Origin of the sequence: Bacillus sp. 7_6_55CFAA_CT2 (genome assembly GCF_000238655.1) — a bacterium.
GTDB classification, from domain to species: domain Bacteria; phylum Bacillota; class Bacilli; order Bacillales; family Bacillaceae_G; genus Bacillus_A; species Bacillus_A cereus.
Genome location: NZ_JH414708.1, coordinates 1,009,785 through 1,027,190, shown reverse-complemented (window position 1 = coordinate 1,027,190; position 17,406 = coordinate 1,009,785). Strand labels below are relative to the sequence as shown.

Here is a 17,406-nt window from a genome sequence, read left to right as displayed (position 1 = left end):
ATAATATCTTTATTATAAGTTTGTTTCACTTTTATGCTATATAACTAACTGTCTTTATTTTATCCAATTCCAACACAAAAAAATAAAGTGGTGTTTCACCACTTTATTTTGCGTATTCCACTGCACGTGTTTCACGAATAACAGTTACTTTAATATGTCCTGGGTAATCCAGTTCATTTTCAATACGTTTTCGGATATCACGAGCTAAACGATGAGCTTCTAAGTCATCGATTGTATCTGGTTTTACCAAAATACGAACTTCACGTCCTGCTTGAATTGCAAATGATTTTTCAACGCCTTCATAAGACTCTGAAATCTCTTCTAACTTTTCAAGACGACGAATATAGTTTTCAAGTGTTTCACTACGAGCTCCCGGTCTTGCAGCTGATAAAGCATCTGCTGCTGCAACTAAAACTGCAATGATAGAAGTTGGTTCTGTGTCACCATGGTGAGATGCGATACTGTTTATAACTACAGGATGCTCTTTATATTTCGTTGCAAGTTCAACACCAATTTCAACGTGGCTTCCTTCTACTTCATGGTCAATCGCTTTTCCGATATCATGTAATAGACCTGCACGTCTTGCTAGTTTTTCATCCTCGCCAAGCTCTGCCGCCATAAGTCCAGTTAAATATGCAACTTCCATAGAGTGTTTTAAGACGTTTTGACCATAACTTGTACGGTATTTTAAACGACCTAAAATTTTAATTAAATCTGGATGTAATCCATGAACACCCACTTCAAACGTTGTTTGCTCTCCGACTTCGCGAATATACTCGTCCACTTCACGTCTTGATTTTTCGACCATCTCTTCAATACGCGCTGGGTGAATACGTCCGTCCTGTACTAGTTTATCAAGAGCGATACGAGCTGTTTCACGACGAATTGGGTCGAATCCAGAAAGGATTACCGCCTCTGGTGTATCATCGATAATTAAGTCAATACCCGTTAACGTTTCTAACGTACGAATATTACGACCTTCACGCCCGATAATACGTCCCTTCATTTCGTCATTTGGAAGATTTACAACCGAAACGGTTGTTTCAGCAACATGATCAGCTGCACATCTTTGCATTGCAAGAGATAAAATCTCTTTTGCTTTCTTATCCGCTTCTTCTTTCGCGCGAACTTCACTTTCTTTTACCATAACAGCGATTTCATGAGAAACTTCATTTTCTACTTTACCAAGAATAATTGCTTTCGCTTGTTCGCGTGTCAGATTGGAAATGCGCTCTAATTCTGTTTGTTGCTTTTGAACTAACTCTCCCACTTTGCTTTCCAACTCTTCAATCTGTTGTTGTCTCGCTACAAGAGATTCCTCTTTCTTCTCTAACTGTTGCTCGCGTTTATCGAGCGTTTCGTCTTTACGATCAAGGTTCTCTTCTTTTTGCATTAAACGATTTTCTTGTTTTTGTAATTCGCTTCTACGGTCACGAATTTCTAATTCAGCTTCTGTACGAAGTGTATGAATTTCATCCTTTGCTTCTAAAAGCGCTTCTTTCTTAAGTGCTTCAGCCTCACGATTCGCTTCGTCTAGAATACGTTTTGCTTCATTAGCCGCACCATTAATCTTCGCTTCAGCAATAGACTTTCGAACAAAAAAGCCAACAACTGCACCGACTGTTGTTGCAAGCAAAATGGAGATGAGTATCCAAACTGTACTACTCATGATTTCACCTCCCCTTGCTATGAATGAAAAAAGACTGTCGGCATGTACATTGAATTACAACATACAGCAAAGACCGTCGTCCCGCTTTTTTAAGGGACTTTCTTCATTTCACAATTAAAATGTCATATTATTATTTCGGTAAGATTTAAACCTTACTCCGAATATTACTTCTCTTCTTGAGAAGAGTATATCGTATATAAGAAAAAATATACATTCTCATTGTATCTATCGTAATTTTCATTGTCAAGCGTTGTCTACTTTTACTTTCTTTACCTTCAGCCTTGAATGTGACCTAAATTTGAAAAGTAAGGAGCCTATTATACTGGAAAACCTTAGTAATTCCCATTTCTTTACTTAAAATATTTACATATCCTTCTTTACACAACCCATTTGAAGTCAAAAAATATTTTTATCTATAGTATTATGCTCCTTAATAGTAGATAAAAAAATAAAAGACACGAGACCGTGTCTTTATTTTTTTAATCAAGAAGAGTTGAATCTTCTGCGCCCTCAGCACCAGAATCTTCACTAATTCCGTGATGCTCACGAATAAAGAAGGCAATTTCTTCTCTTAAATCTGTATTTTCTTTTAAGAACTGCTTCGAATTTTCACGACCTTGTCCTAGGCGTTCTTCATTATAAGAATACCAAGCACCGCTCTTTTGAACGATATCAAGCTCAGAAGCCATATCCAAGATTTCACCTTCTCTTGAAATACCTTCTCCGTACATAATATCAACTTCCGCAACACGGAATGGTGGTGCTACTTTATTTTTCACTACTTTTACTTTTGTTTTATTACCAACGATGTCGTTACCTTGCTTTAATTGCTCCGCACGACGCACTTCAAGACGGACAGTTGAATAGAATTTCAACGCACGACCACCTGGAGTTGTTTCTGGCACTATCTATAGATTTTCCATCTCTATAGTCCGGACTATCTCTTCATCTCTTTACAGAGAGCCTTGCACTTCCAGCAGTAGCCTATCATCTGCCGTACCCTACTCAGTTAACTAAAAGTCCTTTTCGGTAGTCTCTACACCTTCCCCATATCACTATGGAGCTTGGCACGGTATTACCCTAAATAATGGTGGGCTTCACCGTTAGCAACTATATGGATAGTTACACCCTTAGGCAATAAGGTTCACAAGGTTTTTAACATGCTATCACTAGCAAGGGAAACCCATGGTAAACTCCTTAATCTTTTCGATTAAGCAACTTGTAGTTGATTTCCGAACATAACCCCAACTTTTTCACGAATTTGGTTAATAAAGATTGCAATTGTTTTTGATTTGTTGATTGCTCCTGAAAGCTTACGAAGTGCTTGTGACATTAAACGTGCTTGTAAACCTACGTGCGAGTCACCCATGTCGCCTTCAATCTCTGCTTTCGGTACAAGAGCTGCTACAGAGTCAATTACGATAATGTCAACCGCACCACTTCGTACAAGTGCTTCCGCGATTTCTAATCCTTGCTCCCCTGTATCAGGCTGTGATAATAGTAATTCATCTATGTTAACGCCTAATTTTTGTGCATATACAGGATCCATTGCGTGCTCCGCATCGATGAATGCTGCTTGTCCACCTTGACGTTGTACTTCTGCAATTGCATGTAATGAAACTGTCGTTTTACCTGAACTTTCAGGTCCGTAAATTTCGATAATACGGCCACGTGGATATCCGCCTACTCCTAGTGCCACATCAAGTGCTAAAGAACCACTAGAAACCGTAGAAACTCTACGCTCTGCTTGTTCTCCTAATTTCATAATTGAACCTTTACCGAATTGCTTCTCTATTTGTTTTAACGCCATATCTAACGCCGCTTGACGATCACTCATTCAAAATTCCTCCTTAACTGAATTGCTAATCTTATTATACCTATTTTCAATTCAATTTGCCAACAAAAATCGAACATTTATTCGATTTTTTTATTTTCTATCAAATAATATTTAAATTTAAACGTAAAAAAACTAGAAGAAACTTATATCTCTTCTAGCTTTTTATATAAATGATAAAAACCATATTTTGCTGTTCGTTCTCTAATTTGTTGACGACTTCCGCTTAAATTAAGAGGAAAGACTACAGTTGGCTCATCCTTAATCGAAAGCCCAACAAATACTGTTCCTGGTTCTTTCTGTTCTGAAGCATCTGGCCCTGCTACCCCAGTGAAACTAATTCCGATATCCGCTTTTAATACATCCTTAACATTTTCAGCAAGATAACGAGCACATTCTTTACTAACTGCACCATCAGTATGCAACACTTCTTCAGGCACACGTAAAACATGTTGCTTCACATCATTATGATAACAAATGACACCGCCTTTAAATACAGAAGAAACACCAGCGTTTTCAGTTACTTGATTTCCAAAAAGACCACCTGTTAAACTTTCTGCACACGCTAAAGTTAACCCTTTTCTCTTCAATAACTCGATTGCCTTATAATGCAAAAATTCTTGGTCATATCCGTAGAAAAATTCTCCTACTCTTTCTAAAATCAAATCTTCCACATGTTGAATTAGTTTCTCCGCTTCCCTAACATTTTGATGCTTAGCGGTTAAACGTAATGTCACTTCTCCATCATTTGCTAAAGGGGCAATTGTTGGGTTTGTTTGTCCATCAATTAAATCTTGCACTTTCACCTCTAATTGGGACTCCCCAATACCAAAGAAACGAAGCACACGAGAATAAATGTTTTCTCCTGTTGTAAAATTACGTAAAAAAGGCTCTACGTAACTTACATACATTGGTTTCATTTCTTTTGGCGGCCCTGGTAATAAAATATAAACTTTTCCGTTCTTATTTACCCCCATACCTGGCGCCATACCGTGGTCATTTGCAAATACTGTTGCTCCATTTAAAACGAGCGCTTGCTTTTTATTATTCTCCGTAAATTCACGGCCTGTACGCTTAAAGTAATTACTTATTAAGACTAATGCCTTTTCATCATACACAAGCTCTTCATCTAAACTAGCAGCTATCGTTTCTTTCGTTAAATCATCTTTTGTCGGTCCTAATCCACCTGTAAAAATAAGTATATCAGCACGTTCTTCCGCAGCTTCAATCGCCTTTTGCAGTCGCTTATTATTATCACCAACAACAGTATGATAGTACACGTTAATTCCGATTGAAGCTAACTTTTCAGATAAAAACTGGGCGTTTGTATTTGCAATTTGTCCAAGTAATAATTCAGTTCCAACCGCAATAATCTCAGCATTCATCCCAATTCCCCCATAAACTTCTATTTTGAGTTTACAAAAGCAGCTCTATTTTTCCAGAAATAATCCCATCCTGAAATAACAGTAAAGATTAATGCAATCCATATGAAGATATCTGCAACTGGAATATGGATTAAATTTAAAGGTACATCGTGTAATAAATATGCTGCAATTGCAATAATTTGTGTCCACGTCTTAATTTTTCCTAGTTGGTTTGCTGCAACTACTTCCCCTGTTCCAGCAAGTACAAGACGTAAACCTGTTACCGCAAACTCACGACTGATAATTACAATAACAATCCAAGCCGGTACATATTGCATCTCTACCAATGTAATAAGTGCTGCCGAAACAAGCAATTTATCAGCTAACGGGTCAAGAAACTTCCCTAAATTCGTTACAAGATTATATTTTCTTGCGTAATGTCCATCAATCCAATCTGTAGCTGAAGCAATGATAAAGATAAGTGCCCCCACTAAATGTTGAATTGGTAAATCAACATCACCAATTTTGTATGAACCCCAATCAAAGGGTGCTAACATAATTACCATAAAAATTGGAATTAAGAAGATTCTAGATATTGTAATTTTATTTGGTAAATTCACAGCTATTCCTCCATCATATCAAAAACATTTGTTCATCGAAAAAAAGTCATCGAAGCGATGACTGTTATTGTGCAGGTTGCTCTATCCCTTGGTTTTTTATCACCAATCTTTGGTGAAGTTCTTTTTCTGGATCCAATGGATAAGCGACCACTTGGCCATTCAGTTTAACTTCAACATTCGTTGCATTCCCAATATTAAGTCGCACTTCTTTTAATGTTGATACATCACGTTTTTCTATTTGGCCCTCTTGTACTGTAGCGTTTAGAATCACATTCCCAGCATCATCTTTAACATCTACATAACTCGCACCTTTACCCGATAATTCCAGTTCTAATGTTTTATTATTATGAATTTCCAAAGTAGATACCTTTCCAGTTGTTCCAACTACTTTCACTTCTTGCTGTCCAGTTGGTTGTGCTGGTTGCTCCTCTTTCTTTGGTTCTTCTTTCTTTGGTTCTTCTTTCTTTGGTTCCTCTTTTTTTGGCTCTTCCGCTTTCACTTCATCTTTCTTCGTATCTAACGGAGAATCTTTCGCTTTTTGAACTTCAATTTTCTCACTTTGAGCGCTCGGAACTTTTTCATCATCTTTTCCAGTTAACGCTTGAAACACAAACCAGATTACCACTCCAACTGCGATTACTAACAGCGCAACTAAGATTTTCGGCATGTGATCTGCAATTGGCCATGATGAAGATTTTTGCATTGTTTCTTGTGTTTTTTGTCCCGTTGATACTTGTGGAACTTCACGCTTTTCAGATTGTGGTATCGTACTCTGATGTTCTACAAGCAGTTCCTCTCCATTTAATCCAACCGCATCTGCGTATTGTTTAATGAATGCACGCGCATAAAAAGCTCCTGGCAATACATCATAATTGCCTTCTTCAATTGCCACTAAATGGCGTTTTTGAATTTTTGTAATCTCATGCAGCTGATCAATAGACAAGCCTTTCGCTTCTCTTGCTTCTTTCAGCTTTTGTCCCAATTCCGTCACTACTAACACCTCAATATTTCTTTAAAAGTCAAACATAGAGAAATTATTTTGCGTACCTTGCTCAATTTCATCTACTAAATTATATTGAATTTCTTCATCATAATCGTTACGCAACTCGATAATATAATCAAAATCATCCAATGTGTATTCTGACTGACTCACAAATACATCAGGATGTTCCACAACTTTCGTTGCAGGCAATCTCATAATTTCACGAACGAGCTGCCAATGTCTTTCGTTAGCACGCTTCGTTGACACAATTCCATCTAGGATGAAAATATTGTCATCGCTATACTCATCTTCAATTAATTGACTACGAACAGTTTGCTTAATAAGAGTAGATGATACAAATAACCACCTTTTATTTGCACAAACACTTGCAGCCACAATGGATTCTGTTTTTCCGACACGAGGCATTCCGCGTATCCCAATTAGTTTATGGCCTTCTTTTTTCATGATTTCTGCCATAAAGTCTACAAGTAAGCCTAATTCATCACGCACAAATCGAAATGTTTTCTTATCATCTGCATCTCGTTGTATGTACCTACCATGCCTAACTGCTAGCTTATCTCTTAGCTTGGGCGGACGATATTTCGTTACCGTTATGTTATCCATCGTATTTAAAATTGATTCAAGTCTAGAGATTTGCTCTTGATTATCACACATAAGAAGTAACCCACGTCGTGCATTATCTACACCATTAATTGTGACAATATTAATGCCGAGCATACCGATTAACGAAGAAACGTCACCAAGCAAGCCAGGTCGGTTTTTATGTATTTCATATTCAAAATACCATTCAATCATCCAAGATCACTCCCCTTGCTTACTTTACACCTACGTACTATATTATATGATTTCACCTTAATAGGGAAGCTAAATGTATAATCTATCCTGTGTAATTATTATACAAAAAAAGTAGAGAGGAGAATCTCCTCTCTACTTTTACTTATGTTGTACGAACTTAACCATTAAATTTGCAATTGTATGTTGCTCCTGTTCATCAGCAACTTTCCAAAGCTCAGCTAATAATTTCTCTTGGTCATTGCGTCCTTCTACTTCATTAGCAAGATAGTCGCCAACACGAAATGCCATATCTGATACCGCACCGCCATCTAAACCTTTGTCTTGCGCTTGCTCTAAACGTTCTCCTAAAAAGCTCTTCCACTGATCAAAATTATCTAATACTGACATAATTAAGCACCTCACTATTGAGTAATAAAATCATCCTTAATTTGTGCAACTATTCATTTTTTATGTAAGAATTTTTTAGCAGTGCCAACCGCCATTCACTCCGATAATTTGTCCAGTTATGTAAGACGCTCCTGGTGATACGAGAAATGAAACTGTTTTCGCTACTTCTTCTGGTAATCCTATTCTACCTAATGGTATATCTTCAGCAATTCCCATTTTATCTTCTTCAGAAAAAACACTTAACATTTCCGTTTCAATTGCTCCTGGTGCTACTGCATTCACACGTAATCCACTTAAAGAAACTTCTTTCGCTAAAGCTTTCACATATGAATTTTGCGCCCCTTTTACCATTGAATAAAGCACTTCACAAGAAGCCCCTATTTGTCCCCATATAGATGAAACAATTACAATATTACCACTTCTTCTCTCAATCATAGGCGGAAGTGCCATTGAAAGTAATTTATATACGTTCTTCACTTGAAGTTCTACCATATAATCTAATTCATCGTTTGTTACATCTGTTACTAATCCAAAAATACTCTTCCCCGCTGCGTATACAATAACATCAATAGGATGTTCAATTTGTCCCCACAATCGTTCTGCTCCATCACTAGAAGCTAAATTAGCTTGAACAGGGATAACTTCTCCCCATGCCTTCTGCAATTCCAATACCTTTTCTTCACTGTTATTGTAATGAACATAAACTGTATATCCATCTTGAATTAATTGTTTCGAAATAGCAGAGCCAATCCCTCCGCTCCCTCCAGTTACTAACACATACTTTTTCATAAATTCCCTCTCTTATCTCTACAACTTCAATTTTCACACAACTAAATAATACCCTCATCTTACAATTTTTCAATGATAAGATGAGGGTATCTTTAAAATTTTATTTTTTCGGTAACACCTGACAAACACTCATTTTTTCTTCTGATAACAATAATCCCGCTACTTCTTGTAAGTCTTGAACGGTTAGTCCTTCTAATACAGTCAATGCATCAAATAGGCTAGATTCATTAAACGCGTATCGTGTAAATTGATTTGCAATATATTCTGGTGAATTTAACGAGCGTAAAAAACCACCAATTTTCTTTTTCTTCACTCGTTCTAATGCCGTCGCATCTAATTGATCATAATCTGTTTTTAATAAAATATCTTTTAAACGATCTGCCAATTCATCAGGTTGTTTCGTATCACCACCAACCATTGCAAAACCGAAGTTATTTTCTTCTGTATAGTCATACGAGAATGAATCATCAATAAGTCCTTCATTATATAAAGCTTCGTAATGAACAGAACTTTTTCCAAATAAATAATCTAAAAGTAACGTAAGCGCAATTTCTTGTTTTAAAAGCGCTTGCCCCTTTTCTTTTAAATTAGTCGCTTTAATACCAACTAAACATTTCGGTGTTTGCACAGGCATTGAAATAATTTTTTTCTTTTCATTTACCTCATTTGGTTCTTCTTCAAATGAACGCACAATTTCTGGCTGGTTTTTATAATCTTTTTTCGCTTGATTTTCACGTACTAAATCCATTGTTTTCTCTGGATCAATTGCACCCACAACAAATAATAACATATTGCTCGGATGATAAAATGTTTCATAACATTCATATAATAAATCTTTCGTAATTTTACTAATAGATTCGATTGTCCCCGCAATATCAATTTTAATTGGGTGTTTTACAAATAAGCTATCAATTAACCCAAAGTACAAACGCCAATCTGGGTTATCTTGATACATTTGAATTTCTTGCCCAATAATCCCCTTCTCTTTTTCAACTGTTTTTTCAGAGAAATAGGGCTCTTGTACGAAGTTTAGCAATGTATTTAAATTTTGTTCTACGTTTGAAGTACCTGAAAAAAGGTAAGCTGTTCGTGTGAAGGATGTAAAAGCATTTGCCGATGCTCCTTGTTTACTAAACAATTGGAAAGCATCGTGATCTTCTTTTTCAAATAATTTATGCTCAAGAAAATGTGCAATCCCATCTGGCACACGAATCATTTCTTCTTTCCCTAATGGTACAAATGTATTATCTACAGAACCATATTTCGTCGTAAACGTTGCAAATGTTTTATTAAATCCTTGTTTCGGTAAAACATATACATCTAATCCATTAGGAAGTTTTTCATAATAGAGTGTTTCTTTTAATTGCTCATAAACAATTTTCTCCACTTACTCTCCCTCCGTTCCTTGTAAAAAGTAAATTGTATCTAGTTCAATATTTTTAGCAACTTTTACAATTTCTTCTTTTGTCACACTTTCTATACCTGTAAGCCATTCTTCAACTGGACGTGTACGATCTGAAATAATGCCATGATATAGCATTTCTACAAAGCCACGTGGTGTATCAATTGCCTCTAATATTTGATTTTGGATGACACTTTTTGTTTGATGTATTTCTTCTTCAGAAAACTCTCCGTTTTGCATCGCAAGCATTTGTTCTTTAATAATCTCAACTGCTTTTTCATAATTTTTCGCTTCAATTCCTGACATAACAAATAATAAACCTTTATGACTTTCAAAGCGCGATGCTGCATAGTACGCTAAACTATTTTTTTCACGCACATTTACGAATAACTTCGAATGAGAAAAGCCACCAAACAATCCATTGAACAATTGCAATGCAAAATAATCTTCATCTTTATATGTGACAAATGTACGATAACCGATGTGTAATTTACTTTGTTTTAATTCTTGTTTTTCAACAACTTCTTTTTCTTCATTATTTCGTCTATGAAGGAGTACATTTCTTTCTCTCACTGGACGAGCTGAAATAGAAAAATACTTACTTACAAGATCAACGGCGTTTTCTGAAATATCACCAATAATATATAGATCCATTTCATCTTCCGCTAACACCTTTTGATAATATTGATACAGACTTTCATTTGTAATAGACATAACACTCTCTTTTTTTCCATTTGCACTTAAACGATACGGTTCTACTTTGCACATTTCTTCAATTAAACGCTCGTTTGCATAACGCATTTTATCGTCATAAGTAGCTTCAATTCTCTGTAACAGTGCTCTTTTTTCACTTTCTACGATAGAAGATAGGAAACCGTTGCCCTCCGTTGCTGGATGTAACACAATATCTGACAACATAGAAAGCGCTTTTTCAAATAACGGTGGTGCATCATGTAAGTAAACTTCATTTGCAATGTCTACATAAATAGAGATAATATGGTCTTCCCCTTTTTTACTTACATCTACCGCTAAAGAAGATCCGTATAATTCTTCTAAATATTGACGAAGACGAATTACAGAAGGTAATTTTTTCTGTCGCACTTTGCAATACGTATGGCAATAAGGCACGCTCTGTCACCGTCTCCTCATTTAAAGGCGCTTTAAAACGAAATACAAAGGTATTCGTTTTATATTTATCAGTCGGAATAATATGTACGCGCAAACCATCTAACTCATGTAGTTGTTGTTCCATTAGTTTCATTTATAGCCCTCCTTTACGTATATAGGAATATTCCTCTTCAATATACAGTTTTTAGAAATAAAAAATCAACTTTTCTCCCTTATTATGCTTACATATGATTCTTTCTAAAAACTTTAATATGTAAGGAACATAGTAAAATTCCGTATTAAATATATTCTATGTAAAAAAGCCCACACTAATGTGCGAGCTTTTTTATACTTATAAAATACTTATCGTTTTCCTTTTTCATAAGGAGTTCCTAATGCTTTCGGAGCTTCAGAACGACCTACAAAACCAACAAGCGCTAATATTGTGAATACATATGGTAATATCGTTAATAAAACACTTGGAATTTGATCTAATACAGGAATTGTTCCGCCCGTTACACTTAGAGATTGCGCAAAACCAAAGAATAGAGCTGCACCTAATGCGCCTAGTGGATTCCACTTCCCAAAAATCATAGCAGCTAAAGCTAAGAAACCTTGTCCTGTAATAGTTGCCCCTGAGAAGTTATTAGAAATTGACATTGCAAAAATCGCTCCACCGATTCCAGCAAACACTCCTGAAATACAGACTCCAATATAACGCATTTTATATACATTAATCCCCATCGTATCCGCTGCCATTGGGTGTTCACCAACAGCACGTAGACGAAGACCGAACGGTGTTTTATAAATAACATACCAAACAACGAATGCTAAAATAATGGCAATATACGACGTTATTGGTACGTTCGAGAAAAATATTTTCCCTAAAACCGGAATATCCGAAAGGCCTGGAATATCAATCTTTTCAATACGATACTGAATAAAGTCAGTCTGCCCTTTATCAAAAATCTTCTTAATTGCAAATACTGTTAAACCAAGAGATAAGAAGTTAATGGCTACACCACTTACAACTTGATCTGCTCGGAATGTAATAGAAGCTACCGCATGAAGTAATGCAAATAATCCACTACCAATTGCCGCAAATAATAATGCAATCCATGGAGTCATCGTTCCCCAAGTATCACCCATCAATAAGTTTGTAACAACTCCAATAAATGCACCAAATAGCATTAGTCCTTCTAATCCGATATTTACAACACCTGATCGTTCACTAAATACACCACCTAGTGCTGTGAAAATGATAGGTGCCGATGTATATAACGTACCCGTCACAAGAATGGCTAATATATCTAAAAAGCTCATTTATTTCCCCTCCTTGCTCATGCGTGTAAGCGCCCATCTTAACACATAACTACATGCAACAAAGAAGATGATACATGCAATAATTACATTAATAAGCTCTGACGGTACATCTGCCTCAAAGTTCATTTGAGGGGAAGCACTTTTCAAACCACCAAATAATAAAGCTGAAAGGATTATACCAAACGGATTATTCCCTCCAAGTAATGCTACGGCAATCCCATCAAATCCTACTCCTGTAAACGAAGACATCGCTGTCATACTCTGAAATGTCCCTAATCCTTCCATCGCTCCACCAATCCCCGCAAATGCACCAGCAATTGTCATAGAGAATACTACATTACGAGAAACTTTCATACCTGCATATTGAGAAGCATGCTGATTAAATCCTACAGACTTTAATTCGTAACCTAAAGTTGTTCGATCTAATAAGAACCACATTAAAATAGCGATTAAAATTGCTACAATAATTCCCCAGTGTAGACGTGAACCGTCAGTAATAGAAGCAAGCCAGTCTGAAGATAGTGACGCACTCTCTTTAATATCATACGTTTTGTCATTACCCGCATGTAAGAAACGCTTAATGATGTCATACGTTACATACAACGCAATATAGTTCATCATAATAGTTACAATAACTTCATTCACTTGAAACTTCCCTTTTAAATATCCCGGAATGAAGCCCCAAATTCCGCCCACCAATGCGGCAAATAAAATCGATAATGGAATATGAAGGAACGCTGGTAGTGAGACTGCATAACCGAACCAAACCGCTGCAAGCCAACCAACTAACAATTGACCCTCTACCCCGATATTAAATAAACCTGTACGAAATGCAAACGCCACCGATAAGCCAGCAAGAATAAGCGGTATCATTGTACGGAGCGTTTCACCAATCGCACTTGCGCTGCCGAACATTCCTGTCCAAAGTGCACTATAACCAACAATTGGATCATAGCCACTAACTAGCATTACAATCGCTCCTACAAGTAAGCCGAAAATAACGGATAGTACTGGGACTAAAATATTTATCGTTCGTTCTGTTAAAAGCTTTTTAGCCATTTGTACCCACCTGCTCCTTCTTTGTTCCTCCAGCCATTAACAATCCAAGCTGTTGTTCATTCGTTTCTTTCGCATCAACTATTGCTACAATTTCCCCTTCATAAATAACAGCAATTCGATCGCTAACATTTAAGATTTCATCTAACTCTAATGATAAAAGTAATACACCTTTTCCTTTATCCCTTTGCTCTATTAATCTCTTATGAATAAATTCAATTGCTCCTACATCTAAACCACGTGTTGGCTGTGCCGCGATTAATAAATCTGGATTTCGGTCTACTTCACGTGCAATAATTGCTTTTTGTTGATTCCCCCCAGATAGAGCGCGTGCTAACGTTTGCTCACTAGGTGTACGCACATCAAACTGTTCAATAAGAGCCTTTGCTTTTTCTGTAATTTTGCTGAAATTTAAAATCCCTTTCTTTGAAAATGGATTTTTATAGTACGTTTGCAGAACTATATTATCTCTAACAGAAAAATCAAGAACGAGTCCGTGTTTATGACGATCTTCTGGAATATGACCAATTCCTTCTTCTGTTATTCTTCTAACAGGCCAATTTGTTATTTCTTTTCCTTTAATTGCAATAGAACCTGACTCAACTTTTCGTAAACCAGTAATTGCTTCTATTAATTCACTTTGTCCGTTTCCATCAATCCCTGCAATCCCAACAATTTCCCCCGCACGAACAGTTAAGTCAAGGCCTTTTACAGCAGGTAGTTGACGTGCATCGTGAACAACAAGGTTTGCAATTGAAAGTACCTCTTCTTTTGGCTTCGCGTCTATTTTTTCTGTTTTAAAATTCACTTGACGTCCGACCATTAATTCTGCAAGTTTATTTTCATCCGTATTTGCAACGTCAACCGTTCCAATCCCTTTTCCTTTACGAATAATCGTACAACGATCGCAAACTTCCATAATTTCTTTCAACTTATGTGTAATAAGAACAATAGATTTTCCTTCTTGTACAAGCTTTTTCATAATTTGAATTAGCTCATGAATTTCTTGTGGTGTTAACACAGCTGTCGGTTCATCAAATATTAAAATTTCTGCACCGCGGTAAAGAGTTTTCAAAATCTCAACACGCTGTTGCATACCCACTGAAATATCCTGTATTTTCGCATATGGATCTACAGCCAAACCGTATTGTTCAGACAGTTTTTGAATTTCTTTAGCAGCATCCTCAACAGCAATTTTCCCTTTTTTCTTCGGTTCATTTCCGAGAATAATATTCTCTGTAACTGTAAAATTATGAACAAGCATAAAGTGTTGATGGACCATTCCAATACCAAGGTCATTTGCTATATTCGGATTTGTAATTTTTACAGGTTTACCTTTAATTTTAATTTCACCCTGCTCTGGTTGGTACAAACCAAATAGTACATTCATCAATGTGGATTTCCCTGCACCATTTTCTCCAAGTAAAGCATGTATCTCACCCTGCTTTACTTGCAGCGTAATATCATCATTCGCTACAATGCCTGGGAATACTTTCGTAATGTTATTCATCTCAATTACGTATTCCATTGTGTTCCTCCTTTTAACAGGGAACATTCCCTATTACACTATTAACTTATTAAGCAATTCGGAAGTTTTATACATACAAAGGTTAGTTCTATGAACTAACCTTTGCTATTTCTCTATTTATTTTTTTAGAGAAGCTTCGTATTCTTTATACTCTTTATCTGTAGCTGGCACTTTAATTTCACCGGCTGTAATTTTCTTTTCAAGCTCTTCTACTTTTGTTAAAATTTCAGGGTTAACTTTTTTCACGTTATCAGTTGTTTTTGAAATACCAATACCGTCATCTTTTAAGCCAAACTCTTCAATTTTCCCACCTTTTAAATTCCCATCTTTTGCTTCTTTAGCTACTTTTTCTACTGCTACATCAACACGTTTAATCATTGAAGTTAATGTTACATTTTCAGGCATACCTTCTTGATGTTGGTCACGGTCAACACCGATTACCCAAACATTTTCACCTTTTTTCTTACGGTTTTTCGCTTCTGTGAACACACCGTTACCTGTACCACCAGCAGCATGATAAATTACGTCTACGCCTTGACCATACATTGCTGAAGCAAGAACTGTACCTTTTTCAGGCTTATCGAATGCTTCTGCATATTCAGATACGATTTCAATGTTTGGATTTACTGCCTTTGCACCAGCTTTAAATCCATTTTCAAATTTACTAATTAAATCACTTTTCATTCCACCAACAAATCCTACTTTATTCGATTTTGTTGACATAGCTGCTACCGCACCTACAAGGAATGATCCTTCATGATCTTTAAACGTAATGCTCGTTACGTTCGGTGCATCTACAACAGTATCTACGATTGCAAATTGTTGTTTTGAAGATTCTTTTGCTACTTCTTTAATTGCACCTTCTAATTTATAACCAATTCCGAATGTTAAATCATATTTATCTTTTGAGAATTTTTTTAAATTCGGAATATAATCAGCTTCTTTTTCAGACTGAAGGTAACGATAATTTGTCTTTTCTTTTAAACCATTATCTTTACCAAACTTTTGTAACCCTTCCCAAGAAGATTGGTTAAATGACTTATCATCAACGCCCCCAACATCCGTTACAAGACCAACCTTGAAATCTTTATTGTCTTTCGTGTCTTTCTTGTCACTGCTCGCCTTATCCGAGTTACCACATGCACCTAAAACTGTACTTGCTGCTAATGTTAATGATAATAAAAGGCCTGCTTTTTTCTTCATACTAGAAACCCCTCCAAAAATGATATATATTTATTTATTCTTACGCTGCTGTTCCTTACTTCTTGCTGTCACCTCCCTAAAAAGGAATTTACCTACATACGCTTTCTTAATACGTGGAAGCTAAATTTATCAGCTCTAAAGTAATTGATAGAATATAAGATTGGCTCATCATTTTGATCATAGTGCATTTGTTTTAATACAAGCAGTGCTGTTTCAGGCTCACATTCTAAAATCGGTGAGATTTTAGGGTGATAGCCAATTGGCTCAATGTGGGCAACCGCATATGTTATGCGCTTATGTGTGTTATTATGTATCACCGTTAATAATGATTCCTCATTGTAACCCGATAAATCTGGCAATATTTCTTTTGCAAGTTTATCGATACAATACACAACAGGTTCCCCATCTGCTGTACGTACGCGTTCAATCATCACTGCATTAAAACCATCTTCACTATTAAACTTCTCTTTTTCCTCTTCTGTTAAAGTTGTAGTAGATGATGATAAAAAGATTGTTCCTGGTGTTTTCCCCACACTAGAAATCATATCTGTAATACTAGAAAGTTGTTCTATTCCAGAAGAAAATAATGGCTTTGCATTTACAAATGTCCCTACACCATGTCTACGAATGACAACATTTTCTTCTTCTAAAATACGCAACGCTTCCCTTAAAGTCGCTCTACTTACGCCAAGTTCTTTCGCTAAATCAAACTCTGATGGTAACTTTTGTCGTTCTTTATAAGCCCCATCTTTAATTTTTTCTTTGATGTGATCAATCACCCGTAGATATAGGTGACGACTATCAGATTTTACTGACATAAGACTCCCCCGCATTTCAATTATTCGACCTCTGATGTAAGACTTCTTTTCTCTTTTTTCAACTTACAACATAGTACAAATGACTAAACACCAAAATAAGCGTAATTGTCGAATAAATAATAATAATTTTTTTAATGAAATTTTCACTCTTTATTGCATAAAAAAAACTTTGCACCATAAACATTCCTCATTTCGAGAAAAAGTTCGGCACAAAGATCCTTTACATCCTTTGTTACACACTTTTCCCCTCATAGTCTAGCAATTCATGGTTGCCAGGTAGAAACTTATGGACCTTATCTCCAAGATTATATGAGGCAGTGATTCTTTTCGAAGTAATCTTACCACTTGCTCTCATACGTGTCAACAAAATCTAACATTTTTCTGCATTAAATATCGAACATTTACATAAAACATACTCAAAGTATTCGTATTCTAAAGAGCACTCCTGAATGTAAGCCCTTTCTTTATTACTGAGTATAGTATATAACAAAAACACTATATAAAAAAG

13 protein-coding genes, 3 pseudogenes and 1 riboswitch are annotated in these 17,406 nt (G+C 36.1%); all 16 genes and pseudogenes read right to left on the bottom strand.

Features of this window, described 5'->3' with window-relative positions; translation table 11 throughout:
* Positions 1-103: 103 nt before the first annotated feature.
* A complete protein-coding gene (gene rny / locus HMPREF1014_RS05580) occupies positions 104-1,669 on the bottom strand; it encodes a ribonuclease Y (RefSeq protein WP_000099770.1) in 1,566 nt (521 codons plus the stop codon).
* A 479-nt stretch (positions 1,670-2,148) separates the two neighbouring features.
* Positions 2,149-2,571, bottom strand: a pseudogene (locus HMPREF1014_RS05575) (recombinase RecA family protein); the annotation flags it as partial.
* Between the two features lie 326 nt (positions 2,572-2,897).
* Positions 2,898-3,506, bottom strand: a pseudogene (recA, locus tag HMPREF1014_RS05570) (recombinase RecA); the annotation flags it as partial.
* Positions 3,507-3,649: 143 nt separating this feature from the next.
* Positions 3,650-4,888 (bottom strand): competence/damage-inducible protein CinA, encoded by a 1,239-nt coding sequence (gene cinA, locus HMPREF1014_RS05565; RefSeq protein WP_000990696.1) that lies wholly within the window; start codon positions 4,886-4,888, stop codon positions 3,650-3,652.
* Positions 4,889-4,908: 20 nt separating this feature from the next.
* Positions 4,909-5,487: a CDP-diacylglycerol--glycerol-3-phosphate 3-phosphatidyltransferase gene (gene pgsA / locus HMPREF1014_RS05560; RefSeq protein ID WP_001052967.1), complete on the bottom strand. Its 579-nt coding sequence runs from the start codon at positions 5,485-5,487 to the stop codon at positions 4,909-4,911.
* Positions 5,488-5,551: 64 nt separating this feature from the next.
* Positions 5,552-6,478 (bottom strand): helix-turn-helix domain-containing protein, encoded by a 927-nt coding sequence (locus tag HMPREF1014_RS05555; RefSeq protein WP_000137459.1) that lies wholly within the window; start codon positions 6,476-6,478, stop codon positions 5,552-5,554.
* A gap of 21 nt (positions 6,479-6,499) precedes the next feature.
* Entirely contained in the window at positions 6,500-7,285 is a 786-nt protein-coding gene (locus HMPREF1014_RS05550) for a DUF3388 domain-containing protein (protein WP_000574107.1), read from the bottom strand.
* Positions 7,286-7,423: 138 nt separating this feature from the next.
* Positions 7,424-7,672, bottom strand: a complete 249-nt coding sequence (locus tag HMPREF1014_RS05545; protein ID WP_000114450.1) for a DUF3243 domain-containing protein — start codon at positions 7,670-7,672, stop codon at positions 7,424-7,426.
* A 75-nt stretch (positions 7,673-7,747) separates the two neighbouring features.
* Entirely contained in the window at positions 7,748-8,461 is a 714-nt protein-coding gene (gene ymfI, locus HMPREF1014_RS05540) for an elongation factor P 5-aminopentanone reductase (protein ID WP_000761056.1), read from the bottom strand.
* Positions 8,462-8,561: 100 nt separating this feature from the next.
* Entirely contained in the window at positions 8,562-9,848 is a 1,287-nt protein-coding gene (yfmH, locus tag HMPREF1014_RS05535) for an EF-P 5-aminopentanol modification-associated protein YfmH (protein WP_000411984.1), read from the bottom strand.
* A pseudogene (gene yfmF, locus HMPREF1014_RS05530) lies at positions 9,849-11,124 on the bottom strand (EF-P 5-aminopentanol modification-associated protein YfmF).
* Between the two features lie 209 nt (positions 11,125-11,333).
* The gene (locus tag HMPREF1014_RS05525) at positions 11,334-12,293 is read right to left on the bottom strand and encodes an ABC transporter permease (protein WP_000008857.1); all 960 of its coding nucleotides are present in this window, start codon (positions 12,291-12,293) and stop codon (positions 11,334-11,336) included.
* Positions 12,294-13,352: an ABC transporter permease gene (locus HMPREF1014_RS05520; protein ID WP_001085254.1), complete on the bottom strand. Its 1,059-nt coding sequence runs from the start codon at positions 13,350-13,352 to the stop codon at positions 12,294-12,296.
* Positions 13,345-14,877 (bottom strand): ABC transporter ATP-binding protein, encoded by a 1,533-nt coding sequence (locus HMPREF1014_RS05515; protein WP_000456907.1) that lies wholly within the window; start codon positions 14,875-14,877, stop codon positions 13,345-13,347. The genes HMPREF1014_RS05520 and HMPREF1014_RS05515 overlap by 8 nt, the downstream gene beginning before the upstream one ends.
* 117 nt (positions 14,878-14,994) lie before the next feature.
* Positions 14,995-16,080 carry a BMP family lipoprotein gene (locus tag HMPREF1014_RS05510; RefSeq protein ID WP_000725771.1) on the bottom strand — a complete coding sequence of 362 codons (1,086 nt, stop codon included), beginning with the start codon at positions 16,078-16,080 and terminating at the stop codon, positions 14,995-14,997.
* Positions 16,081-16,172: 92 nt separating this feature from the next.
* A complete protein-coding gene (locus HMPREF1014_RS05505; RefSeq protein ID WP_000114182.1) occupies positions 16,173-16,898 on the bottom strand; it encodes a GntR family transcriptional regulator in 726 nt (241 codons plus the stop codon).
* Between the two features lie 231 nt (positions 16,899-17,129).
* A riboswitch (purine riboswitch) is annotated at positions 17,130-17,231 on the bottom strand.
* Between the last annotated feature and the right edge of the window lie 175 nt (positions 17,232-17,406).

Excerpts from the sequence above, each read along its gene's own strand:
- HMPREF1014_RS05525 (WP_000008857.1), bottom strand. The coding sequence starts at position 12,293 with ATGAGCTTTTTAGATATATTAGCCATTCTTGTGACGGGTACGTTATAT.
- rny (WP_000099770.1), bottom strand. The coding sequence starts at position 1,669 with ATGAGTAGTACAGTTTGGATACTCATCTCCATTTTGCTTGCAACAACA.
- HMPREF1014_RS05545 (WP_000114450.1), bottom strand. The coding sequence starts at position 7,672 with ATGTCAGTATTAGATAATTTTGATCAGTGGAAGAGCTTTTTAGGAGAA.
- HMPREF1014_RS05505 (WP_000114182.1), bottom strand. The coding sequence starts at position 16,898 with ATGTCAGTAAAATCTGATAGTCGTCACCTATATCTACGGGTGATTGAT.
- ymfI (WP_000761056.1), bottom strand. The coding sequence starts at position 8,461 with ATGAAAAAGTATGTGTTAGTAACTGGAGGGAGCGGAGGGATTGGCTCT.
- HMPREF1014_RS05520 (WP_001085254.1), bottom strand. The coding sequence starts at position 13,352 with ATGGCTAAAAAGCTTTTAACAGAACGAACGATAAATATTTTAGTCCCA.
- HMPREF1014_RS05515 (WP_000456907.1), bottom strand. The coding sequence starts at position 14,877 with ATGGAATACGTAATTGAGATGAATAACATTACGAAAGTATTCCCAGGC.
- cinA (WP_000990696.1), bottom strand. The coding sequence starts at position 4,888 with ATGAATGCTGAGATTATTGCGGTTGGAACTGAATTATTACTTGGACAA.
- HMPREF1014_RS05510 (WP_000725771.1), bottom strand. The coding sequence starts at position 16,080 with ATGAAGAAAAAAGCAGGCCTTTTATTATCATTAACATTAGCAGCAAGT.
- HMPREF1014_RS05550 (WP_000574107.1), bottom strand. The coding sequence starts at position 7,285 with ATGATTGAATGGTATTTTGAATATGAAATACATAAAAACCGACCTGGC.